Below are 23,399 nucleotides of genomic sequence, written 5' to 3' on the forward strand. Positions count from 1 at the left end.
GGTTTAGACTTGTTTTGTGTTAAATAAAGCAAAGTATATAAAACAGAATAATTCAGAAAAATACTCTGAAAAAAATTCTGAATAAAATGAGTTCAGCAAGCAAGATTACACTTCAAAAAATGAAGTGTTTTTTTATCGCTTCATTTTATTGTACCATACCGTTTAATATATTTCTCGTCTGTGTCCTACAGTAACTGCTAAAACAACCAATTCATCATCGATAATATCGCAAATAATACGATAATCTCCTACACGGTAACGCCATTGACCGCTACGGTTAGCCGTCAATCCCTTGCCTTTGCTACGTGGGTTATCGCTACCATCGATATTTTTATACAGGTATCTAATAATTAGTTCCGCTGGATGTTTATCTAGCTTTTTTAGTTGTTTCTGCACCTTTGGCGATAGTTTAACTTTATAAGTCAATACCTAGCTCCTTTGCCATCTCATCAAGCGTTATAGCCTTATGATTGTTTTCTAAGTCATCAAGATATTCTTGATAAGCCATCTCGCCAACCCGTGCGTCATATTCATCCTCTAATGCTTCAAGCGTCTTAGTTCGTATCAATTCAGACAAAGAAACACCTTCAAATTTTGCCATTGCTTGCATGAAAGTCTTATCTGCTTCCGACACTTTCAATGTAATTGTAGTCATGGTAATTCTCCTTTATCTCTAGGTAACACCATTGTATTACCTCTTAACAGTATTGTCAATCTATTAGGGTTCTAAAAGTTTCATAAAGGGATTTTTTTGTACAGAAAAGGGCAGCGTCCTTTATATCCGAACAATAACACCCCCGATAAAAATAAAAGGGGGCTATTTGCCCCTTAATTTACCTGCTACGGCTTTTTATATCTAATACGGTAAATTATACCAACCTTATAACAAACCTCGTTAAAACAGGCTTATTTTAGCTCTAGCAATATCCTTCCACGATAAGCGAAAGCAAATTCTATTAAAGCCTTGTTAAGCAAAATATAAAACATTGCTTCTGAATAATCTAGCTCAGTAAAGGTTATAAAGTCCTTTTGTCGCTTGTAATACTTGCATTTCAATATTTCTTTATAGATTGGTTCAGTTAGTAAGTCAATCGCTTTTTTTATTTCTTCCAGCTCTTGCTCAGCACTGACCTTTGTAAGTGCTAAACGTTCAACCTGTGAATTATTCTTGCCAGTCTTTGCTTTCGGTTCGTGGCTTAATGTTGTTGTTACTCGTTGTTTATCTTTTGTATTTGCCAGCAATTGCCATCTAGGAATTTCTTTCAACTTACGTTTGGCATTCGCTCTAGTTTTCTTTTCATCAAGTTCAGGTAAGAACATCATAAAACTTCCTTTCTTTAACCAGCAATCAACTTTCCTAGATTTTCGATAGCTTTTGATTTTATCTTAAAGTAAAGTTTACGGCTGATTTGCATTTTTTCAATCGCTTCATCAAGTGTTTGGCTATTAAGATAAGTCACAATCAGTAACCTCTTTTCTTTCATGTTATCCAGTCGCATGATGAAAGAGACTATCTGCTCTTTACGGTCTAAAAGATTATTGATTGTATCTTGGTAACGGTCTATCGTGTCTATATTGTTGATTATACGGTCATCTTGTGCTATCTGCTTACCGCCAGCAACTTTATCTACTGATAATCTAGCGGTTCGATATAAGCCATTTTGAACGGAAATAACATCATCATTCAATGACTGAATTAACTTCGGTATCTCTCGTAATTCTTCCAGCATTTCTATAGCTTCCATTGGAACCACTCCTTTTCTTGTGTTAAGTAAATTTATACCCACATTTTCCAACATTTTCCAGTATTCAAATTTATGCCACTATTTGCCATTAATTCTGACCCCTTATTTCAGGGGGTCAGCTTTTATTCCCCCTCTATCGTTCTATGCTCGTATCTTCTAGTATTTACACCCACAAAGAAAGCACCTTATTTCTAAGGCGCTGATATTAAGAGAGTTAGCACGTTACAATGTAACACCGACGTAACAAGTCGTAACTCATAGATAGAAAGTTATCTGCCTGTTATTTTCCAGCTAGTTCAGAATATAACGTAGGGTGTTCCTCAAATAGTTTTACACGCTCTTTATACCCCATTCGGTTAAAATCAGCTTGTGAGATGGCACGTTCCAACTCTGCGGTACCGTTTCGGTATCTCAGGCACTATTGGTTGATACTATTTTTTAATTTCTGCCAGTTTGATTTTTCAACTCCTTTTATTATACCGTTTTTTCTGATATAAAATATAGCCGTTTGCCAGTAATTCCAGTAATTCATCGTATGTTTGCAATTTGTCCCCCTTGTATGGTTGATAAAGTATGTTACTTTTCCTTGAGTAACATGGTAACACTCTGAACGGTTGTTATATCAACGTTTGTAGCCATTGTGTTACTGTTACCAAGTTTTCTTAACTCACTTCTATAAAAAAAATTTTTTCGTTAAAATAAATTTTCCTTATATATACTTAGACTTAGATGGTAACACGGTAACAATTATGTAAAAAACGCTTTTATATCAACGGTTTAGGTGTGTTACCATTCTTATAAAACACGGTAACTATTCGGTAACATGGTAACCTTTTTAACTCTTTTTATCATGTTGTTATCCGAAAGATAGATTATTTTTTCCTACAAAAACCTACATTTTCCTACAAATCTGTTTTTTTACTACAGGCTTATCCTTACTCTCCCAAGGGTTTTAGCGGTTTTGTAGTAAAAAAGCACTTTTTTTCGCCAAAAAATATATATATTATTTCCTACTCCTATGTACCTTATCTATAAAATATATATTATTAGTAAAATATACCCATTTTTTCCTACAAAGTATCTTTCTCCTTACTCTCCCAAGGGTTTGCCTTGTAGTATTTTTTTATCTCTTCTCCTACAAGTTCCTACAGAAACTTGAAAAACCTTGATATGATAGGCTTTTTGTCAATTATGATTTGTAGTAAAATTTTAGTGTTTTCCTACAAAAAACCAACCACTAGTAACTCCATCTCCAAATCTGAGTCTTTTTCTGTACTCCCAGCCGTCTAAATTATCCATATATAGCTTGATTTTCGATTTTAGCTTTCTATCCTTTTCGCCTGAAAATATCTCTTGAGTAACTTTGCTTAGTGAAATTCTATCACGTTTAAGAGTTCCTACCCATTTATCTCCCCTATCAAAATCCTCTTTGCGCCTATATCCTGCCCCTTTTTCTTCAAGGTAATAGTAATAATTTGTACGCATCCATGCTTCAATATTTCTTTCGTAAAAATCAGCAGGGATAGGAGTCTCGATATATCGTTCTAAACGCTCGATAATATCGTCTCTAGCCTTATAGCGTTCACGTTCTGAACTAATCAAACGCCCCTCAACGCTATCTTCATAATAAAATAGCTTAGGGTTTTCAAGGTAAGACTGGTAATAATTACCCCAAATATCCCTCAAATCCTGTTTTAAAATGATATTAGGTAATGGCTTATCTGGTTTCAAGACCTCCACGGGCAAGAAACGCCTGTCCCCTGTCGCATCTTTAAGATGTCCCTTGTCGTTGGTGGTTCTCGTATAGATAAAATCTACTGGTATTCGTTCAACACCTTTTAGATATGGTCGCCTTATCATGATTTCACGCTCGGTTATTTTCTGCTTTAGGTCGTTAAATTTGATTTTATGGCTTGCAACAAGTTCATCATCGTTAACCGCCCAAAGCTCCAGCATTTTCAAAACGTCATCTTTTTCTGTGAAAGTACTGATTTCCCCATAAAAACCATTAAATACTTCACGCAAGAAAGTTGTCTTTCCTGTTCCTTGCCTGCCCACCAAATCCAAACAGTAGTCAAACTGTATGCCAGGCTCTAGCACTCTAGCAATAGCCCCACGGAAAATCAAATCAAAGGCTAGGCGGTTGTATTTGGTATCTTCCACCTTGATATATTTGGTAATGATTTTAAAAGGGTCTGTTTTTCTATGCTCATTGTAGCAATGTTTTAAAAAGGTTTTAATAGGATTGTAGCTTCTGACGATAGCTGATAGGTGCAAAGCTCGATATATCTCGTCAGGCGTAAATTCCAAGTTATGTTCCTGTGCTAAATATCCCCAAAATTGAATTAGTTCATTATCCCCAACTTTACCAGCTTTTAAGAGTAAACCGTTACCTAAGTCCCTATTTTCTTTTATTTCTACTTGTTTTGTCCTCTCGTTGTACTGAAATAAGTTTGAGAGTTTGCTATCAGCCCCTTTAAATAACATAATCAAATTAGCATTTGTTTTCTTAAGTTGCGTTTTGGCTTTATCCTTGTATGTAAGAAGTCCTTTTTCAATCTGTTCAACTTTGGGCGCTCCCTGTTCTATAGTTTCATCTTTATCAGTTAATTTAATCAATTGTTTGATAATATCAGACAAATTCAACCTCCTTATAAAATCGTTTAGTAAGCTCCAAAAAATAAGCATTCAATCTCATATCTTTAGCCAAAGTGCTATAAAACTGTATCAAATCATCAAAATCATAACCGTTTATAAAAAATAATTTGACAAAATCTGAAATGTCTCGCCTATCATTCAAGCCGTAAGAAAGCCATTCCTTGACCTTACCATTGATAGCGATAGCATTACCACGCCTTGACTGTGTCAAGTATTCTTTTTCAATATCGGATAAAATATTCAATAACTCAGCCCCTACCGTTGCTATGTCATTATCACGTGCAAGCCCCCAGCCTTTAGAAAGCAAATCATTTTCAGAATACTGCTCTTTAGTGGTTAAAGTGATACCTTTGAAAGAAAAATTTACAAGCTTTTCTTCGGTTGGTTGGAAGTAAATAAAAAGATAATGTTTATTCTTTTTCATCACTCTAGTAGCATTATTTTTTAAGAAAGAGAACAACGAGATAACTTTTTCATTGATTTTCAAATACATCACTTCATACATTGCTTGCCCCCCTCTCTTAAAAAGTTTAGTAATTCAGTTTTAGAATACCAAACCTTTCTTCCCTCGGGTGCTTTATATCTAGTCAACCCCTGTTTCTCCCAATCCAAGATGGTGGGGCGTGAGATATTAAAGTGTTTCATCGCTTTTTCTTGAGATACCAAGTTCAAGGGGTCGCTTTCAAGTAATTCCCGTTGCTCATCTAGGAAGTCTTTGAATAACTCCAAAGTTTTGGCAATCAATTCTGTATCATGTTTAGAAATATAGCTATCTGTCATTATCTAACCCCCTCGCTTCACTACTCACGATAATTTGTCCCTCATTCCACATAATAGAAAAATCCATAAGAATTTCTAAAACTCTATCTAGTTGAATTTCTTCTTCAAGACTGAATGCTTCAAATTTATCTTCCAGCGCAAAATCTACCATAATCCCATACGCTTCATCTAAATTTCTTCCAAAACTTTCTGCCCTTGCCTTTGCCAACTCTGGTGATGCATTCTTTTTTGGAAACATATTTATAATATCTGCCATTGTCTAACCTCCTTTAGTTATAATATCTGCCTTGTGACTGCACATAAGCCCCGTAGCGTGCCTTTGCTTCGTCTACATGGATTTCATCACATTCTTCTTTAAAGTCGTTGTATGGCTCGTTATATGGCTTATAAGCACCCTTAAAAGTACATAGATAGATAATCAATGCTATTGCCAAGGGATATAACGCCAGCGTTTGCCAAATTGGTAAGTTTAATTCTTGTATCATGTTTATTCCCCTCGGCTTTTTCTGTGTGCTTCAATTTCAGTTTGGTTGTCACATTCCAACAAATCAAAAGCAATACTATTTAAGTCATCTTCTAAGATTTCCGCTTGGTCGTATAGCTGACTACAGAACTTCATAAGTGGTTTAATCAGCAATACAGGGTCAACCTCACTGTGATAAGCCAACATTAGGAGATTAGCTTGGTTCTTCATTGCTTCAATTTGTACCAGCGATTTTGCTAGTTGTTCACCTTTTTTCTTTAGGTCATTAACTGTTAAAACTATTTCTGAATTTTTTTGGTCTGTCATGGTTTTCTTCCTCTTTCTTCGATTGTTCTGATTTGTGTTTACTTAGTGTTAACTTGCTATTTTTAAGGGGTAGCGCCCTACGTTGTGGCATGGTATAATGTAAGTAATTAAAAAAATTGATATGCCCTTAACTTGCTTGCTGATGGGTTTCAATTTAATAGTGTTTAAAGCCTTGTTAAGTTTGCCAACTAGTAAAGGCTTTTTTTGTTGCCGTTATTTTTGTTCTTTCTGCTCGAAAGCGTTTAGGCGTGCTTGCTCTAGTTCACGACTATAGATAAGCGTTTTATTATTAAGCATTTCAGAAAAACTTTCTAAACAGTCATAGACTGATTGTGTTAACCCTTGGAACTGCTCACGGCTATCCATAGGAACGCATTTATAGAACTCCTGCACCAGCAGGGCAAATTCTACATTTTCGTCAACCCACTCTTTTAATTCTTCAAAAGTGATAGCGGTATATTCAACTTGTTGTTTTTGGTTTGTCATAGTCATTTACTCCTATTCTTAAATATCTTCAATAAGCCAGTCCATTACCGATTGATAGATACGCTTAGGGGCGTCATAGTTACCTGCTTCGATACGTTGTAAAGTTCTAGGCGTTACGTTTAGGCGTTTAGCTGTTTCATTCTTAGTTATGTCCAGCCGTCCACGTTTTATCCTTACTTTCTCAGCGTGTTCAAGCGTTATCAACATTTGTCTTTCCTCCTTAGATTTTTTGAAAGGTAGTAAATATAAGACGCTGTTTTTTAGCGCTCTTATTTACACGCTAAATAATAACACCTAAAAATGGCGTTGTCAATAACGTTTATGGCTTTTTTCTTGAAATAACACTTTTTTTTAGTGTATTTGTGATATAATCTTATTTGAAAGGTGTTTAATATGATTGAAACAAAAAATAGATTAAAAGAATTGCGAAAAGCAATAAAGAAAACACAAAAAGAGTTTGCGAAAGAAAATGATATCCCATTGCGGACTTTACAAAATTGGGAAAATGGCGAAAGTCAGATTAAACCAAAAAACGCCGAAAAATTAGCTAAGGTGTTCGAGGTGTCTGTCGGTTATTTGTTGGGCTTCAATAGCGAGTTGACTGAGGTAACAGATGATTTTCTTTCGTTTCACAATGAAACTGTTAGTAGAATTCAACAAGAAACTCAGGTTCTTTTTCTAGATTTTTTAGCTCGTTCCGAGATAATATTGACAAACGCTCAAATAGAGATACTTTTAAAACAAATGGAAGAGTGTTCAGAATTAAACAGAAGTTACTTGAGTTTTTTATACAACTCAGATAGTAAAGAAAAACATTTAGATGTTTCATTTTACCAAGAATATATTCCTACTATAGATACAACTACTTTTCGTAATATCTACACACCAGAAACTATGACAAAACAGATAAAACTTGTTGATAGTATTATTAACGGGGAAAATTTCTGATTTTTTATCTCAACTCCTTTAAGTATTATCTTTTTTGAACTTATTTTTTAATATTTTCCTTTGCTATGTCCTTTAACTTGCTTGCTGATGGTAGGAAAGGGGAAACAATGATTAAAGAGATAACAAAAAAAGACGGCTCAACCGTCTATCAAGAAAAATTCTTTCTCGGTACTGATAGCGTAACTGGTAAACGTGTATCAAGTTCGGTTACCGCTAAGACTAAGAGAGAGTTAGAAAAGAAAAAGCGTGATAAGTTCAAAGAGTTTGAAGAAAACGGCTCAACACGTTTTAAAGCCGTCAAGCTAGATACGTTTGAAGAACTGGCGCTTAAATGGTTTGACCACTACAAAGATACGGTAAAACCTCAGACCGCTAGAAATACCCTTTGCGTGTTAGAGAAGCACGTTCTTCCAAGACTGGGAGTGTATAGAATAGACCGCATTACAATCCCTGTTGTCCAAGACTTTGTAGATACAATAGCAAAGACAACAAATTCACTATATAGCGTAATCTGTGTTTATACCAACCGCATATTGAAATATGCCTGCCAGTTACAACTTATCCGCTACAATCCATACGATAGCATTATTAAGCCTAAAAAGACTGTTAAGAAGAAAAAGGATAAGTTCCACCTAGAAGAACACGAACTAAAAGCGTTTCTAAGCCACTTAGACGGGCAAAAGAACACATTTAAGAATAATATGTATGGTACTTTTGTACGCTTTCTATTGGCTACTGGTTGCCGTGTGAGTGAAGTTATCGCCCTTGAATGGTCTGATATTGACTTACAGAATGGTATAGTTGATATTTCAAAGACCTATTGCCGTTCAACAAGAAAAATAGTATTGCCAAAGACTAAAAAATCAATCCGAAAAATATCAATTGATAAGAATACTGTCCTAATGCTCAGACTGTACCAAGCTAGACAACGCCAGCAGTTTAATGAAATGGGCGCAAAGTTCCCTACGGTGTTTTCTACTGGGTTCCATAAATACGCTGACCTAGTAAGCATAAATAGATATATCAAGCGTGTAACGGACACTATTGGCATTGAAAAGATTACCTGCCACGCTTTCCGTCATACTCACGCCAGCCTGCTATTAAATAATGGCGTAGGCTATAAAGAGATTTCTGAAAGACTAGGACACTCTAACATCTCAATCACGTTAGATATATATGCCCACTTATCCGAAAAGCGAGACCAAGAAACGGCTGAAAAATTCGGTCAGATTTTAGCGATACTCTGAAAAAAGTCTGAAAAACAAAAATCAACACCTTAGAAAGCCCGTCATATCAACCTTTAAAAGTTTTTGATATAATAAAATCATGAAAATCACTAAAATCGAAAAGAAAAAAAGACTCTATCTCCTTGAAATTGATGATACTGAAAAGCTTTATGTTACCGAAGACACCATCGTCGCCTTCTTTCTTTCCAAAGGGATGACTATCGACCAACAAACACTTGAAGAGATCAAACAGTTTGCCCAGTTATCTTACGGTAAAAACCTAGCACTCTACTACATTTCTTTCAAACAACGAACCGAAAAAGAAGTCAGAGACTACCTTATTCAACACGATATTGATAAAAGAATCTGCCCTCAAGTGATTAAAACACTCAAAAGTGAAAAATGGATTGATGATCGAAAGTACGTCCAGTCCTTCATCCAACAAAATCAACTAACTGGCGATAAAGGTCCTCACGTTTTGAGTCAAAAGCTCTTCCAAAAAGGGATTGATAAAGATCTTGTCCAGCAAGAACTCAGAAATTCTGATTTTGATGATATCATCCAAAAGCAGGCTCAAAAATTATTAAAAGGGTATCATACTAAGCTAAATCAACGCGCCCTCAAAGATAAGATTGTACAAGGACTTATCACTAAAGGTTTCGACTTTAACGATGCTAAAATAGCATGTGACAACCTCGATATTCAGACTAACGATGACAAAGAGCAAGAGCTACTTCAGAAAGAACTAGATAAATACTACCGAAAACTCAGCCGAAAATACGAAGGCTACGACCTCAAGCAGCGACTCTTACAATCCCTTGTTCGAAAAGGATTTGATTATTCGGAAATTCAAACAAACTTGCGAGAATATTTCTAAAAGCGATGAAAAAATAATGTTTTTTTCTGAACATTGTGATAAAATAGACACGATAACCTTTATTGTAGAAAGTTGGTAAGGCATGAAATTACCTAAGGAAGGCGACTTTATTACAATTCAAAGTTATAAACATGATGGTAGTTTACACCGTACATGGCGTGATACTATGGTATTAAAGACAACTGAAAATGCGGTTATCGGAGTTAACGATCACACACTAGTAACAGAACACGACGGTCGTCGTTGGGTCACAAGAGAGCCTGCTATTGTTTACTTTCATAAAAAATATTGGTTCAATATTATAGCTATGATTCGAGACAATGGCGTCTCTTACTACTGCAACCTAGCCAGCCCTTACGTTATGGATCAAGAGGCACTCAAGTACATCGACTATGACCTTGACGTCAAAGTCTTTGCTGATGGCGAAAAAAAATTACTAGACGTTGATGAATATGAGTTACACAAGTTGCAAATGTCATATTCACCAGAAATTGATTTCATTCTAAAAGAAAACGTCAAAATCTTGGTTGATTGGATTAACAATGGTAAAGGACCATTTTCACAATCGTATGTTAACATCTGGTATAAACGATATCTTGAATTAAAAAGAAGATAAAGTTGTCACACTAAAACCTCAGAAAAAACTGAGCTTTTAAGCTCTACTATACCTAGGTGGATAAGTCCACTTAAGTGTATGGTAGAGCTTTTTGATTGCACTAAAATCACTACAGACTATTCAGTCCTGTCAAAGGGTTAGTATTAGGTCATCAGCCACGACAACAAAAAAGAGAATCAAATTGATTCTCTCTCGCTGCTGATTATAAGTCAACCCACTACAGTTGACAAAGAGCCTTTTATAAATTACCCACTATATCGAAGATATCAATCTTAGCAGTATGAATAGCTGTATGAGTAGCTGTAGCTGCGGTAAGATGTTGGTTGGTAGCAGTTAGAATAGTTGTAAACTGAACTGTAACGTGAGTATGATGTTGTATAGCTAGAGTATGAGTAGCTATAAGCACGTGAGTATGATGTTGTATAGCAGTAGCTATAGCTTGGTGCTTGGTATGAGTAAGTGTATGATGTGTATGGTTTATAGCTATAATAGCAGTTATAGTTATAAGTTACAGGGTAGCAATAGCTTGGAGTTTGTGGATACTGAGGTGTTTGAGGTGTTGGTTTTTGTGGTGTTTGTTGCTCTTGTTGTTGAGGTCCTTTTGGATCAACTGGAACCACTGGAACATCATCCTCTACAAGACGGTAAACATTGATAACTTCAGTTGTACCTTCAACAACTGTACCTACTGAGTTTTCTGCACGTTTTTCAAGACGGAAGTGACGTCCATCCTCAGTGTAAAGATCGCTTGCTTGATCTGATGTATCGTAAGGTGTACCTACTTCTACATCACCACCTGTAATATCCAAGTTGCTAAGAACTTCACCATCTGTAGTGATGTCTTTTTCAATAACGTTACCATATTTAACAACTGGAGCTTTTTCGTAAATGTTTGTAACAACTGTAGTACCTTCAACAACTGTACCTACTGAGTTTTCACCAACACTTACAAGGTTGTAAACAGTACCATCTTCTGTCGTCAATGTTGCATCTTGAGCAGATGTATCATATTTTGAACCAACAACAACTTTACCACCAGTAACTGATGCTTCACTTAGAAGTGTACCGTCTGTTGTCACGTTACGCTCAATAACATCACCAACGATTTGTTCATAAACATAAGTTACAGTTGTAGTAGCACGGTTAAAATTACCTGTTGCATTTGAAGGCGTCTCAACAAGACGGTAAGTGTCAAATGATTTAGCAGCAGTCTTATAGGCTTCGCCTTCTTTACCTGCGATTGGTGTTTCTGAATCAAGAATAACACCAGTTGTTGATTTGTGAACAACTACAAGCTTACCAGTAAATGCGGCTTCTGCTGAGATGCTGTTACCGTAGATATTAGCATAAGCTTCTTTGTCAAGGTTTGTGTAAATTAGTTTACCAGATGCGTCTTGAATTGTTAGGCTTGTATTGTTGATACCTACAATTTTTGAACCATCCGTACTGATTTCATCAGAACTTGGTGTATACTTAGCTGATAAAGTGATACCAAATTTATTAGTATGCTCAATGTTTGTCAATGATTTCAAGACAAGAGTTTCACCATCGTTAGAAACAACTTCAAATTTTGCCGTTTCAAGGTCGTTCAAAATGATATTGTTGTCATTAACAACAGTATCATCATAGTAACCACGTTGAGATGGTGTTGAGATAACATCTCCTACTTTATTTGTCAATGTTACCAAGGCTGTACCATCCACTTTAACAGTGATTGTTGAACCTTCTGTAACAGGTGATTTTGTGCTGTTGTATAGACCTACTGTAAACTGACCTTTTGTCAATGACAAACCATTGTTAGCTGAAGTCACAGAGTTAAATGGACTCTGAATGTTAGCTGTCGTTGATTTGATAGGTGTTTTGTTATAAGCAGCAACAGCAACTTCGTTAGAGGCAACTGTCACTCCACCAATAGAAATTTTTGAAACGTAAGCATACTCAAGAGTTGAGATGAAGTGTGTGAAATATTGGTTTGTATAACTGAAGCTATATTTTAAATCAACAACTTTCTCAGCTGCTTCGTTAAAGACAACTCGTAAAACAGTTGCTTTATCCATGCTTTCTGCAGAAAGAGCTGTATCGTGTTCGCTATCATTAGCAAGTGTATTATTTTGCTCTTCGCTATATGATGGTGTTGCTTCTGCAACTAATTCCATCTTACCGATAACTGTTCCATCTTCCAATTTAACATCAGCATTTTTCAAACCACCTGAAGGAAGATTTTCCAAAGTGTACTCAATGTATTGACCAGCTTTAACAGCTTCTTTAACATCAGTTGTTACATTAACAGAAACACGTTGTTCTGTTGATGATACTTGGTTTGTAGTGATTGTAGCTGTTGTAGTGTTATCAACAACGTTATCTCCAGAAACTTCAACTGGTTGGCCTTGAGTTGCTTCTTCAGTTGTAGCAGTTTCTGTTGCTGCAGCTGTCTCAGTTGTTGCAGCTGAAACTTCTGTTGTCGTTGTTTCTACTGCTTCTGTTGTCGCATCATCTTCAAACTCAACAAATTCACTTACTGTTTCCGCTTTATCGCTAACCCCAAGTGAAAGTGTTGTGCTATCGTCTGTTGTCACTGTTTCATCTGCCGAAACAGTTGTTCCATTAAGCGATACTGCAAGTGCTCCAGAAAGCGCCAAAACACCAACAAGGCCGTAACCTTTAGCTTTTTTCAAAGTTCCAAACCCTTTTGTTTGTTTACTTGTTTTCATAGTAGTCTCTCCTCTACTTCTATATAAAATATTAAATTTTCAAACTAGCTTGAGTTTCCTCAAACTCAACGACACACGTGAACTGTTAAATTCACTAAAAATTATAGATCATAAAAGCTCTCCAACTTTACATGCTCTATATCTCTCCACTTCAATTTTTCCGTGAAGTTATCTATAAAATATATTATTACAAAAAATAAAAAAAATCAACCATTTTGGTTAAATTTTTTTATTTTTTAATATAAACTAATACTGTGCATAAAAATCTAAACATATACTAATTTTATATATTTTTTTCTGTTATATCAGCGTTTTTTTTTAATGTGATGTTTACTTTTTTATCAATGATTGCAAATACTAAAAAACTAATCATCAAGGTAGAATGTTCAAAGGTTGTTGTTAAAAAGAGGTATAACCACATCGTCGCAAAGATTAATCGATTTTTATCCATCTTCTGAATAGACTTACTAATCATATGCCAAAAGGCATAACCATAAATAGATATGAAGTAAAGGCCTCCTTCTGCCAATATGGTTGTAGGAGAATTGGTAAATCCTGTTGCAGAACGCGCATACCTCACCTTACTCTTCAATGAGTTGACTAGACCCATATTACCATATCCAGAGCCGAATAAAGGATGATACTTCCAGGCTTTAAATCCAATAACGTAATCTTCCATACGAGATGATCCAGAAGCACTACTCAATTTAGTTCCTAAGATATTATTCCCCAACAAAAGAACTCCTACAATTAAAACTGGTAATACGAGAACGACAAGATTTAATTTTCTTCGACGTAAAAAGTGATAAATAGAGTCGAAAAAAATGTTTAAAGACAGACTCATAATCATCAACAGAATTCCGGTAACAGAGTAACTTGTCAAAATAGTGATTGCATATAGGGCAACTTTTCTTTTTTTTCTATTTCCTAATAGAAAGAAATCAATTAGAAACGCGATACTGAGATGTAAACTATACATTGGAGCTTCTGCAAAAATACCAATATTTCTAAAAAAAACACGTCCTAAAAATTCAGCATCATTCTGCCACTGATAATAAACTCCAAAATAAGAAGTAATGAAACGGTCAGCTCCCCAAAAGATTCGTAACGTTCCTGTTGATGGAAAAATTCCTAAAATAGAACCAAACAACCAGAAAAACAAAGAGAGGACCGCAATTGTTGAGATGATCTTAGTATAAAGTGCTAATAACTCCCTAATTCTTCCTTCTTTAATATAAAACCAGACGTATAATATCAATAAAACTGGAAAAAGGAGAAATCGTTGTAAAAAACCAGAGTTTCCTTGAGCCGAAATCATGTAAAAGAGCCCCATATACATTCCCCATAACAAGATACTCATGAATAAAGAGGAACGAAAATACTTAATAATTCCTGGTAAGCTATAAAATACACGAAAGCCTAAAACAATATTAACCAACTGTAAGATATGAAAATCAGGTGAAGTAGCAACATAATAAACCGATTGAGTGCTCAAAACAATTAGCAGGATAACAAAAAAATCAAGTATTTTTGTGATATCAACAGAAAATTTTAATGTTTTTATTGACATAATTCTTCAATCCTAGCCCTATTTTGCTAAGGCAGCTTTTAAATAATACCCCTTAGTCAAACGCTCAGATACTTGTTTTGTATTAAGTAACATACGTTCATAATCGTCTTGAGATAAATCTGCAATGGCATCTGGGAGATCTTTTAAATCTGCAACTACAATACCAACACCATGTTCATTGACAAAATCTGCTAGAGCAGCTTCTTTCCATATTACAACAGGGATACCACACGACAAATATAGAGAAGTCTTATGAGGATTATTAAATCTGAGATAGTCTCCATACATTCCAGAACATGTGTTAATGGTTTCACCATCCCAAACAAGTCCAAAACTACCTTCTAGATGATGTGGCAAGTCCTCTGGCATAAAAGAACCATGATAAGTAGCGTTATTAGGTGCCATAGTCTCGTTAAAGTTAGCACCATATAGCTGAAAATGCATACCTGGGATGCTTTCCAAAGAAGCTAGATAACCAACCTTGCTGGCATCCAAATTCCCAGCGATAATAGCCTCTTTCGCCAAGTCCTGTTTTTTTATTTCAAAATCACCCGGTAGTAGGTAATCAAATATCTCCAAAGAAACTAATTGTTGAGGCGAAACACCCTGCTCTTTCAAGTAGGTTACCATCTTTGGATTGTGGGCAATAACTTTAGTTGATGCTTTTAAAACAGACTTTTCCTCAAACTGAATGCGAAGTTTGTCCTTTAAACCACTTGATTGACGGTTAATGTATCGTAAACTCTCCAAATCATGAATAAGAAGGGTTACGATCACACCCTTTGCTGCTAATTGTTGAAGTAATTTTGAAGCTAAAATGTTCTTAGACATCAAAGGAAACTGGACAAGTAGCTCATCTCCTTTTTCAAGAATAGCTAGTTTCTTCTTCCAGATACCATAATTCTTCCAGTTTTCAACGACAGACTGTACTGGACTTTGCTTCCCTTTAAATGGAATAACAATCTCTATATTTTGAAAACCTTCTTGCTCAAGAATTGCTTCAACATCTGCACGCGCTTTATTAGCAGCATTCTTCATATTTTTCTCAGTGGGTTTTCTCTCCGTAATAAAATATCTCACTTCTCTCTCCTCTCTACTGCTTTTTGGTAAATAGCAATCAGCTGATTCAGATACTCAGCTCTATTAAATTGTTCATTGACAAATCGATAAGCGGCTTCTTGCTTGATATGAGATTCTTGTGCATTAAGAATAGCATACTCAATTTTATTGGCTAAATCACAGTGGTCAGAAGGAGTATAAAGGTAGCCATAAGCCCCCTCTTGTAGCAATTCACTCGTTCCTCCAGAATCTGCACCAATTACCAAACAACCTGAAAGCATGTTTTCCAAGGTAACACGCCCCATAGCCTCATGATGAGAACAAACTAGACCAATATCTGACGACTTACGAAGTTCTCTCAAATCATCCGCATACTCGCTCAGACTAACAAAGTCTAATTGTTTCTCATCAATGTAACTGACCAATTTATCAAAATAGTCTTTATCTGTAGGTGTCCCAATGATATCCAAATGAATCTGAATATCTGTTCGACTTTTTAAAAGCTCGACCGCTTTAATGGCATCAAGTTGACCTTTACCTGGTACAATTCGTCCAGCTAAAATAAGTCTTACCGTGTCACCTGAAAATAGTGACGCTCTCTCTTCAAGTGGAATACGATACTTATCCTTATCAAGCATATCGTAAATAACCTGAATTCTTTTCGATAAGGGAGCATATTTTTGAGCAACAGCATGTGACACCGCTATGACTTGATCTGCCTGCGATAGTAATTCTTCTTGACGCGATTCATTTTCAAGACATATACCATGATCTTCCCAAACAAAATCTCTCAAATGACAAATATAAGGGATATTAGCCATTTGAGCTGCTTCCATACCAACGCCCACAAGGTAAGAATTATTATGAACTAAATCAACAGATTCCTCTTTTAACCACTTGGCAATCCGACGACGGGACCAACGGTTCAATACGTTTTTCGAAAAAGTACGCCAGGCTGAATTACTGCCTTTAATCAGATTTCCATATCGAATCACCTTATAGCTAATCCCAAGTTCAACCAATCGCTCCTCTAGGATTCCTGAACGCCCTAAGAGAACAACAGGCTCTACAGAAGAACTCTCTTTTAAGCCTGCCAACAGGTCTAGCAAAGATTGGTTAGCACCAGATAAGTTAGGAAGATGAGTCACAAATGCAACTTTTAATTTTGCCATGTTCAGTCCTCCTTAACCAGGCTAGTTCCATGCCAATTACGATCCGACTCAGGAGGTAACTGCTGATAGTCACCATACATCTGAACCAAGATTTTTTCATAATCTTTAGGTGCTTTCAAATAACAGTCCTCAAATGGTAGTTCTACCGTTTCAGCATAGTAGTCTTTCGGATAAACTTCCTTAAACCAATGCCCTCCCATCGGATTTCCAATACTTGGATTGTCTTCCAGATTCCAAGACATCAAAAATTTGTCAATACGTTTTAAAATAGCAGTCGTATTTAGATATTTTTGAACATTGGTTTTCATACCCAATGCAACAATATGTTTTTTCAAACCTGTATATGACTTATTGACATTGACCAACTCATCAAAGCAAGAAAGATTTCGTAATCCTCTTAAAACATAGAGTGTTTTTTCCCAGTACCAACGTTTCAAAGGATTTTCCGGAACACCATCTAAAGGGAAAATATCAACCCATAATTGCTGAACTGTCTGATTACGTGTATGCTCTCGTCGTAAAGCATAGCGCGAATCTTGTATACGAATATAGGGGTAAATATAATTTTCATCTGTCTGATAGTGATGGAGACTATAAGGTGGCTCAAGTTCCTCTTGAGCCACTTCTAAAAATCTTTGGTAATCTGATCTCTTCATTCCAAGATCAAGGTCATCATCCCAAGGAATAAACCCTTGATGGCGAACAGCTCCCAGCAAAGTTCCCCCCATAATAACATAGGGAATATCATGCTTATCACAAATATCCAAAATCACCTTAGCCATCTCAAGCTGTTCCTTTTGGATCAATTTTAAATCTTCGCTTCTCATCTCTCTCCCTTACTTACTAAACAACTTCTCTACACACATCTGTGTTGCTTGACCATGACTATGATCCATAAAGGACTTCTTAATTTGGGTCGTTAAAGCAGACTCCTTGACAATATCTAGTGATTTCAAATGAGAAATGACTGCTGTCTCTTCTTCTAAAATAGGCTGCTCAAAAACATCTCTAGGCTCAAAATAACAGCCTCGTTCTTCTAAGTAAGCATCATAATCATAAGCAAAATAAACAACTGGTTTCTCTAAAATAGCATAGTCAAACACAACAGAGGAATAATCTGTAATCAAAACATCAGCCACGATTAAAAGGTCATTCAAATCAGGATAGCTTGAATAATCACGTAAAAATTCATTGTATTCTACTGACATTACTTCCGTCGTACGGCTGTGAGCGCGGAACAGAATAACGTAATCCTCTCCAAGTTCCTCTTGCCACTTTTTAAAGTCAGCTTCAATAGCAAGACCAAAGGTCTTACCCTTATCTTGACTATCACGCCAAGTAGGAACATATACGATAACTTTTTTACCTTCTGGAATATCTAAAAGCTTTCTCAGTTCTTCTTTTTCTGCATCAGTTGCTTTGAAAAGACGGTCATTTCTAGGCATACCAACCTCTAAGAAACTCGTCTCAGGTGCTTTCAAAGCAGAAGAAAAGACCTGTTTATCGTACTCTCCAGAAACACATAAGTAATCTAGATCACGATAGTCATACTTAGCCGAATTAGGATCATCATTCCCAATTTTTTTGATCGCGACACCATGCCAAGTATTTAAAAAGACAGTACCTTTTTTCTTAAAGCGAAGGCCTCGCTCAATATTGATATCCGTTACCCAATACTTAGCTCTCAAACAGGTTATAAAGTAAGCTAAAGAATCAAGTTTTACTGTTTCCAATTGAAATTCTTCTGCCATTTTTGCAGGTTCATCAAAAGCCCAAATGGTGCGGTAATTCGCATAAGCCTCTTGTGATTGCATATAATCATAGATATCTCTAGGGCTGCCACTAAAACTTTTACCTGTGTTCGGTACAAAAAGAACTAAATTATCATCTGTTTTGATAAAAAAGCCTAACATTCTTAAAAATAAGCTCCCCATGTGAACGTAAAGCCATTTGATCACATGGTTATGCTTAATAAGATAGATTATTCTACTCTTCATTTCACCTACATATTTAACAAATCTGACTTGATTTGAGTTGTACTAATTTCTGGTGTGCGGTCAAGATAAACTACTTCAACACCTTCTTCTTCCAAAAAGTCAAATTCACCTTCCCAATCATTTCCCATAACAAAGGTATCGATATGATACTCATGGACATCTTCACGTTTTTGCTCCCATGATGTTTCTGGGATAACAAGGTCCACATAACGACAGGCTTCTACAAGAGCTTTACGTTGCTCATAAGTGAAGTAACATTTCTTCTTTTTTTCGTTCCAGTTGAATTCATCAGATGAAATCACAACAACTAGATAATCTCCCAAGGCTTTTGCTCGTTTAAGCAAGTTAATGTGACCATAGTGCATCAAATCAAAAGTTCCGTATGTAATAACGCGTTTCATAGTATTTCTCTCCTTTAATTAAACTGCTAGGTTCCAGTAGCTCTCACCCTACTAAGACCTAACAGACTACTATCTTTATTTTATTCAATTAATAAATAATATTTCTAGCTTGGTTATATGCTACCGTAAGTTAGTAGGTATCTCAACTAAAATGCTCAAAATATTATAATTAACACATTTTTTCATTTTCTCAGTTATCTCCAAATAACTGAGAAAACTCAGTTGCTATTCATTATCTCTCCTTTCTTAATTTCTTCAAGTTTGACGTTAAAGCTTCCATCATAAACTGATCCTTCAATAAAATCAGAACCAGCCCATAACTACTAAAGAATAAGATTGCAGTCCATACTAATCTCAAAAATAAACTCAAATTTAAACTGTCTCGTAAAAGTAATGTCACAAGTACAGCCACTACAACAGCCGCAACCCATTTGAAAACCTGTAATTTTTTCAACAAAGGTATCATCATATCGCGCAAGTAGTAGAGTTGAACCATAACAACAACAAATTCTGCAAAAGCACTGGCAAAAGCAGCTCCATTTGCACCAAATAAAGGAATGCTGACCATATTGATAACAACATCCACCACCGCTCCTATAATAGTTGAATAAACAACTAATCGTTCTCGATGAGTCGGCACTAAAATTTGAATACCAGTTAGATTAGATAACCCGATAAATAAAACCGCTGGCATAATCAACTGCATGGCTAAAACAGCAGGCAAGAAATCTCGACCAGATAAAAATAGAATACTATCTTTAGCCTCAATCATGAAATAAACCATCAAAGGCAAAGCAATAATAAAGATAAACTGCAAAGCTTTTTGAACTAAGCGATCAAATTCATCGTAACGTTTTTCCTGGTGATAATAAGACAATCGAGGCAATAGAACGGTTCCCAAAGATGTAACGACACTAACTAAAATCGCTTTGATTTTTGTCGCTGCAGAATAATAGCCAACAACTCGATCACCCTTTATAAAACCTAGTAGAGTTGTATCTACATTCAAATAGATAGTTGATGAAACTGACAATAAAAAGAAAGTCAAAGTAGGTTTCAAATGTTGCCAAATATCTAAATCTCTAAAAGGTCTGAGTGGAATCATACGTCGAAGATTAATAAAGTTCATAAAGCTAGAACCAACTGCTGCAAAAACAGTAATTCCTCCATAACGGACATAATCATCACTCGTCTTCACTAATACCATCAATAATAGTAAAGAGATCACCTTGAATATGATTGATCTAATACTAATGTATGTGTAGCGTTCAAGCGCTTTATAAAGCCACTCGACACCTAACACATTAAAAACTAAGGTCGATGACATGATAAGATACAAAAACTTTTCTTGATTTAACTTATCAATGCTAGCGACCGCAAGCACTAATGCTAAGATGGATAACAACATAACAAAACTGTTCAAGACAACAATCTCCTGAACAGTTTTGGCGAGTTTTTCTTTGTTATCACGTACCTTAGCACAAGCCCTAATACCATAAGTTGGAATACCTAGCATCCCAATCATTGTAAAATAGGAAATAATTGAGGTGGCAAAATTTACCGTCCCAACACCATCTGCTCCCAATACCCTTGATGCATAAGGAAAACTAATCAATGGAAATAGGAAGTTTGATACTGTCAAAATAAAATTCATTATAAAATTCAATTTGACAGAAGATACTTTAGACATACTCTCTCCAAATACTTCTAATTGCTACTACTTTATTTTATTAACATAGTATAAACTACTAGTGTACTATCATAACTATAGTATATCACAACACATGATATTTTCAAATATTTTAATTTTTGAATTCAATTTCCTTGTGAAACTATTTTGCACCGCTTCCTAGAAGAACCACTTTAACAGTCTTCACTAAAATATGAATATCAGACCAAATAGTCCAATTATTGATATAGTCCACATCTAACTTCACAATGTCATCAAAGTCTTTAATTTCACTACGTCCTGAAACTTGCCAATTTCCAGTAATACCTGGTCTGAAGCTTAAACGACGCTTTTGTTCAGGTGTATATTGTTCGTACTCATCTAATGTTGGTGGACGTGTTCCAACCAAACTCATATCACCTTTTAGAACATTCCAAAATTGAGGTAACTCATCCAAGCTTAATTTTCGAATAATTTTACCAATACGTGTAATACGCGGATCATCATCCATCTTAAACATCAAACCATTCATTTCATTTTGAGACATCAATTTTTTCTTGATTTCCTCAGCATCTACTCGCATCGATCTAAATTTATAAAAATCAAACAGTCGACCATTTTGCCCTACACGCTTTTGTGAAAAAATAGCTGGACCACCATCTTTTTTAATCAAAGGTACTAAAACAATCCCTGCTAAACCACAAATCAATAGACCAACTAGTGCACCTACTATATCCAACATACGTTTAGCAATAATATGACTGTATTTTAACGCCACAGGTGATAGAGTAACAACCTGATAAGTACCTAATTTTTGAATAGTCTTTGAACCTGTGATATCGTACCCCAAAGCATTAATAGCTACACTAACAGGGAGACCCATATTTTCAAAAAAGGTAATATAATCTTGAATATTATATTCATCAGAAGGAAGATTGATAAATACTTCATCAATAACTGATTTTGTAGTGAACTCAACAAATTCTTCCTGAGAAATCAACTGACTGTTGCTATTAGCTTCCTGACTATCTAACAAGGTTACACCAGCAATTTGATAACCAACATTTGAATGATTAGTAATGCTATCTTCAATAGCTTCTAAGCGATCATTCACTGTGATTACATAAAGCTGCTTAGCTCTATATTGATATTTTCGTAATCGATAATTTCTCATGCTAAACATAAAACAAGACATCAAGGATAGGTTTATAACACTAAAAAAGAAAATCCCTCGCCTCGAAATTAAGGTCTCATCTTTAATCATGAACGTTAAAAATCCCATCATCAATAGCATATAAACACTGTATTTAAAAACAGCAAGAAAAGTTTCAAAATAACTATTTCTTTTATAGGCATCATAGAATTCAGATACATAAAAAATTAATAGATGCAATACCAATAAAATGATTAGGCCACCTTTTGTCAAATCACTATACGGTAAATACATTGCAAAGAATCCTGAAATGTAAACAATAATTAAGGTTAGTAAAGCCAAAATATGTTTTTGAGATTCATCTTTCCCTTTTATCATGCTTCTTCCTCCCAAAAACTAAAATCTTTTAAACTACAACTTGATGTCACTATTATATTCTCCTCTCAAATATCAATAACAATTATACTAACTTCTAAATAAAACGTTTTCTACTCTTTATTATAGCACGTATGAAGCATATCTTAATCAAATATACTTAGTTCTTTAAATATTATAATTTTTCAAAAATAGAACACATTTTTAATTTTACCATACTTAAAAGTAAAAGAACACATTTAAATCTCTTTTTCTCCAATATTTTAAAATTTTATCGTAAAATTGTCTAAAATTTACCTCCTGCAAATACAGAAAGCGAAACATATATTGATAAATCATTAGCTTTATTGAGTAATAAAAAAAATAGAGAAAATCCGATTACTTTTCCCTATTTACTATAATATCATGTTATTACCTATTGAAACCTTGAGCAGGTTAATATAAAAAAGACAATCATAAGATTGCCCTTAAAATATAGTCCGTACGGGATTCGAACCCGTGTTACCGCCGTGAAAAGGCGGTGTCTTAACCCCTTGACCAACGGACCATATAATGGGCACGAGTGGACTCGAACCACCGACCTCACGCTTATCAGGCGTGCGCTCTAACCACCTGAGCTACGCGCCCAAATTTGAATATACTTCAATGCCGGCTACATGACTTGAACACGCGACCCTCTGATTACAAATCAGATGCTCTACCAACTGAGCTAAGCCGGCTAATATAGTTATGCGGGTTAAGGGACTTGAACCCCCACGCCGTTAAGCGCCAGATCCTAAATCTGGTGCGTCTGCCAATTCCGCCAAACCCGCTATAATGACCCGTACTGGGCTCGAACCAGTGACCCATTGATTAAAAGTCAATTGCTCTACCAACTGAGCTAACGAGTCTCATTACAAAATCTATTCAATTTTGACGGTCCCGACGGGAATCGAACCCGCGATCTTCGCCGTGACAGGGCGACGTGATAACCGCTACACTACGGGACCTATATGGGAGTTAACGGGATCGAACCGCTGACCCTCTGCTTGTAAGGCAGATGCTCTCCCAGCTGAGCTAAACTCCCTTTTTGCTAAGCGACTTCCATATCTAACAGGGGGCAACCCCCAACTACATCAGGCGTTCTAGGTCTTAACTTCTGTGTTCGGCATGGGAACAGGTGTATC

At 35.7% G+C, this 23,399-nt stretch carries 25 protein-coding genes, 7 tRNA genes and 1 rRNA gene; 4 read left to right on the forward strand and 29 right to left on the reverse strand.

Annotated elements, in window-relative coordinates; genetic code table 11:
- Positions 1–162: 162 nt before the first annotated feature.
- The 12 genes from JOC31_RS01800 to JOC31_RS01855 form a co-directional block, all read right to left on the reverse strand.
- A complete protein-coding gene (locus JOC31_RS01800) occupies positions 163–426 on the reverse strand; it encodes a type II toxin-antitoxin system RelE family toxin (RefSeq protein ID WP_205016508.1) in 264 nt (87 codons plus the stop codon).
- Entirely contained in the window at positions 416–655 is a 240-nt protein-coding gene (gene relB, locus JOC31_RS01805; protein ID WP_205016509.1) for a type II toxin-antitoxin system RelB family antitoxin, read from the reverse strand. The genes JOC31_RS01800 and relB overlap by 11 nt, the downstream gene beginning before the upstream one ends.
- A 251-nt stretch (positions 656–906) precedes the next feature.
- Positions 907–1,323, reverse strand: a complete 417-nt coding sequence (locus JOC31_RS01810; protein ID WP_205016510.1) for an ArpU family phage packaging/lysis transcriptional regulator — start codon at positions 1,321–1,323, stop codon at positions 907–909.
- Between the two features lie 14 nt (positions 1,324–1,337).
- The gene (locus JOC31_RS01815; protein ID WP_205016511.1) at positions 1,338–1,745 is read right to left on the reverse strand and encodes a DUF1492 domain-containing protein; all 408 of its coding nucleotides are present in this window, start codon (positions 1,743–1,745) and stop codon (positions 1,338–1,340) included.
- A gap of 1,209 nt (positions 1,746–2,954) precedes the next feature.
- The gene (locus JOC31_RS01820; RefSeq protein ID WP_239551620.1) at positions 2,955–4,385 is read right to left on the reverse strand and encodes a VapE domain-containing protein; all 1,431 of its coding nucleotides are present in this window, start codon (positions 4,383–4,385) and stop codon (positions 2,955–2,957) included.
- Positions 4,378–4,908, reverse strand: coding sequence for a hypothetical protein (locus JOC31_RS01825; protein ID WP_205016512.1), 531 nt, complete (start codon positions 4,906–4,908; stop codon positions 4,378–4,380). The genes JOC31_RS01820 and JOC31_RS01825 overlap by 8 nt, the downstream gene beginning before the upstream one ends.
- Entirely contained in the window at positions 4,896–5,183 is a 288-nt protein-coding gene (locus tag JOC31_RS01830; RefSeq protein ID WP_205016513.1) for a hypothetical protein, read from the reverse strand. Before JOC31_RS01830 ends, JOC31_RS01825 begins: the two co-directional genes overlap by 13 nt.
- Positions 5,173–5,439, reverse strand: coding sequence for a hypothetical protein (locus tag JOC31_RS01835; RefSeq protein WP_239551621.1), 267 nt, complete (start codon positions 5,437–5,439; stop codon positions 5,173–5,175). The genes JOC31_RS01830 and JOC31_RS01835 overlap by 11 nt, the downstream gene beginning before the upstream one ends.
- A gap of 13 nt (positions 5,440–5,452) precedes the next feature.
- On the reverse strand, positions 5,453–5,668 hold the full coding sequence (locus JOC31_RS01840; protein WP_205016514.1) for a hypothetical protein: 216 nt from the start codon (positions 5,666–5,668) through the stop codon (positions 5,453–5,455).
- 2 nt (positions 5,669–5,670) lie between these two features.
- The gene (locus tag JOC31_RS01845; RefSeq protein WP_205016515.1) at positions 5,671–5,973 is read right to left on the reverse strand and encodes a hypothetical protein; all 303 of its coding nucleotides are present in this window, start codon (positions 5,971–5,973) and stop codon (positions 5,671–5,673) included.
- Positions 5,974–6,186: 213 nt separating this feature from the next.
- Positions 6,187–6,459, reverse strand: coding sequence for a phage antirepressor protein (locus JOC31_RS01850; protein WP_205016516.1), 273 nt, complete (start codon positions 6,457–6,459; stop codon positions 6,187–6,189).
- Positions 6,460–6,477: 18 nt separating this feature from the next.
- The gene (locus JOC31_RS01855) at positions 6,478–6,666 is read right to left on the reverse strand and encodes a helix-turn-helix domain-containing protein (protein ID WP_205016517.1); all 189 of its coding nucleotides are present in this window, start codon (positions 6,664–6,666) and stop codon (positions 6,478–6,480) included.
- A gap of 186 nt (positions 6,667–6,852) precedes the next feature.
- Between JOC31_RS01855 and JOC31_RS01860 the strand changes: the two genes are divergently transcribed.
- From JOC31_RS01860 to ntdP, 4 genes are all read left to right on the forward strand, one after another.
- Entirely contained in the window at positions 6,853–7,407 is a 555-nt protein-coding gene (locus JOC31_RS01860) for a helix-turn-helix domain-containing protein (protein ID WP_205016518.1), read from the forward strand.
- Between the two features lie 107 nt (positions 7,408–7,514).
- A complete protein-coding gene (locus JOC31_RS01865; RefSeq protein ID WP_205016519.1) occupies positions 7,515–8,654 on the forward strand; it encodes a tyrosine-type recombinase/integrase in 1,140 nt (379 codons plus the stop codon).
- Positions 8,655–8,733: 79 nt separating this feature from the next.
- A complete protein-coding gene (recX, locus tag JOC31_RS01870) occupies positions 8,734–9,510 on the forward strand; it encodes a recombination regulator RecX (RefSeq protein WP_205016520.1) in 777 nt (258 codons plus the stop codon).
- Between the two features lie 82 nt (positions 9,511–9,592).
- A complete protein-coding gene (gene ntdP, locus JOC31_RS01875; RefSeq protein WP_205008892.1) occupies positions 9,593–10,126 on the forward strand; it encodes a nucleoside tri-diphosphate phosphatase in 534 nt (177 codons plus the stop codon).
- A gap of 272 nt (positions 10,127–10,398) precedes the next feature.
- On the opposite strand, the gene JOC31_RS01880 is transcribed toward ntdP, so the two are convergent.
- From JOC31_RS01880 to rrf, 17 genes are all read right to left on the reverse strand, one after another.
- Positions 10,399–12,837, reverse strand: a complete 2,439-nt coding sequence (locus JOC31_RS01880; RefSeq protein ID WP_205016521.1) for a MucBP domain-containing protein — start codon at positions 12,835–12,837, stop codon at positions 10,399–10,401.
- 283 nt (positions 12,838–13,120) lie between these two features.
- Complete coding sequence (locus JOC31_RS01885) at positions 13,121–14,407, reverse strand: O-antigen ligase family protein (RefSeq protein WP_205016522.1); 1,287 nt, start codon at positions 14,405–14,407, stop codon at positions 13,121–13,123.
- Positions 14,408–14,425: 18 nt separating this feature from the next.
- A complete protein-coding gene (locus JOC31_RS01890; protein WP_205016523.1) occupies positions 14,426–15,487 on the reverse strand; it encodes a glycosyltransferase in 1,062 nt (353 codons plus the stop codon).
- Positions 15,484–16,638, reverse strand: a complete 1,155-nt coding sequence (locus tag JOC31_RS01895; protein ID WP_205016524.1) for a glycosyltransferase family 4 protein — start codon at positions 16,636–16,638, stop codon at positions 15,484–15,486. Before JOC31_RS01895 ends, JOC31_RS01890 begins: the two co-directional genes overlap by 4 nt.
- 2 nt (positions 16,639–16,640) lie before the next feature.
- Complete coding sequence (locus tag JOC31_RS01900) at positions 16,641–17,465, reverse strand: LicD family protein (protein ID WP_205016525.1); 825 nt, start codon at positions 17,463–17,465, stop codon at positions 16,641–16,643.
- 9 nt (positions 17,466–17,474) lie between these two features.
- Positions 17,475–18,635, reverse strand: a complete 1,161-nt coding sequence (locus tag JOC31_RS01905) for a CDP-glycerol glycerophosphotransferase family protein (RefSeq protein WP_205016526.1) — start codon at positions 18,633–18,635, stop codon at positions 17,475–17,477.
- Positions 18,636–18,640: 5 nt separating this feature from the next.
- A complete protein-coding gene (gene tagD / locus JOC31_RS01910; RefSeq protein ID WP_205016527.1) occupies positions 18,641–19,036 on the reverse strand; it encodes a glycerol-3-phosphate cytidylyltransferase in 396 nt (131 codons plus the stop codon).
- Positions 19,037–19,268: 232 nt separating this feature from the next.
- Complete coding sequence (locus JOC31_RS01915) at positions 19,269–20,726, reverse strand: oligosaccharide flippase family protein (protein ID WP_205016528.1); 1,458 nt, start codon at positions 20,724–20,726, stop codon at positions 19,269–19,271.
- A gap of 142 nt (positions 20,727–20,868) precedes the next feature.
- Positions 20,869–22,236, reverse strand: a complete 1,368-nt coding sequence (locus tag JOC31_RS01920) for a sugar transferase (RefSeq protein WP_205016529.1) — start codon at positions 22,234–22,236, stop codon at positions 20,869–20,871.
- 472 nt (positions 22,237–22,708) lie between these two features.
- Positions 22,709–22,780, reverse strand: a tRNA-Glu gene (locus JOC31_RS01925).
- A gap of 6 nt (positions 22,781–22,786) precedes the next feature.
- Positions 22,787–22,860: transfer RNA gene (locus JOC31_RS01930), tRNA-Ile, on the reverse strand.
- Positions 22,861–22,879: 19 nt separating this feature from the next.
- A tRNA-Thr gene (locus tag JOC31_RS01935) sits at positions 22,880–22,952 on the reverse strand.
- Positions 22,953–22,963: 11 nt separating this feature from the next.
- Positions 22,964–23,045 (reverse strand) — tRNA-Leu (locus tag JOC31_RS01940).
- Between the two features lie 5 nt (positions 23,046–23,050).
- Positions 23,051–23,123, reverse strand: a tRNA-Lys gene (locus JOC31_RS01945).
- Between the two features lie 26 nt (positions 23,124–23,149).
- A tRNA-Asp gene (locus JOC31_RS01950) sits at positions 23,150–23,222 on the reverse strand.
- Between the two features lie 4 nt (positions 23,223–23,226).
- A tRNA-Val gene (locus tag JOC31_RS01955) sits at positions 23,227–23,299 on the reverse strand.
- A 5-nt stretch (positions 23,300–23,304) separates the two neighbouring features.
- A 5S ribosomal RNA gene (gene rrf, locus JOC31_RS01960) occupies positions 23,305–23,399 on the reverse strand; the annotation flags it as partial.

Source organism: Streptococcus saliviloxodontae (assembly GCF_016908655.1).
GTDB classification, from domain to species: Bacteria; Bacillota; Bacilli; order Lactobacillales; family Streptococcaceae; genus Streptococcus; species Streptococcus saliviloxodontae.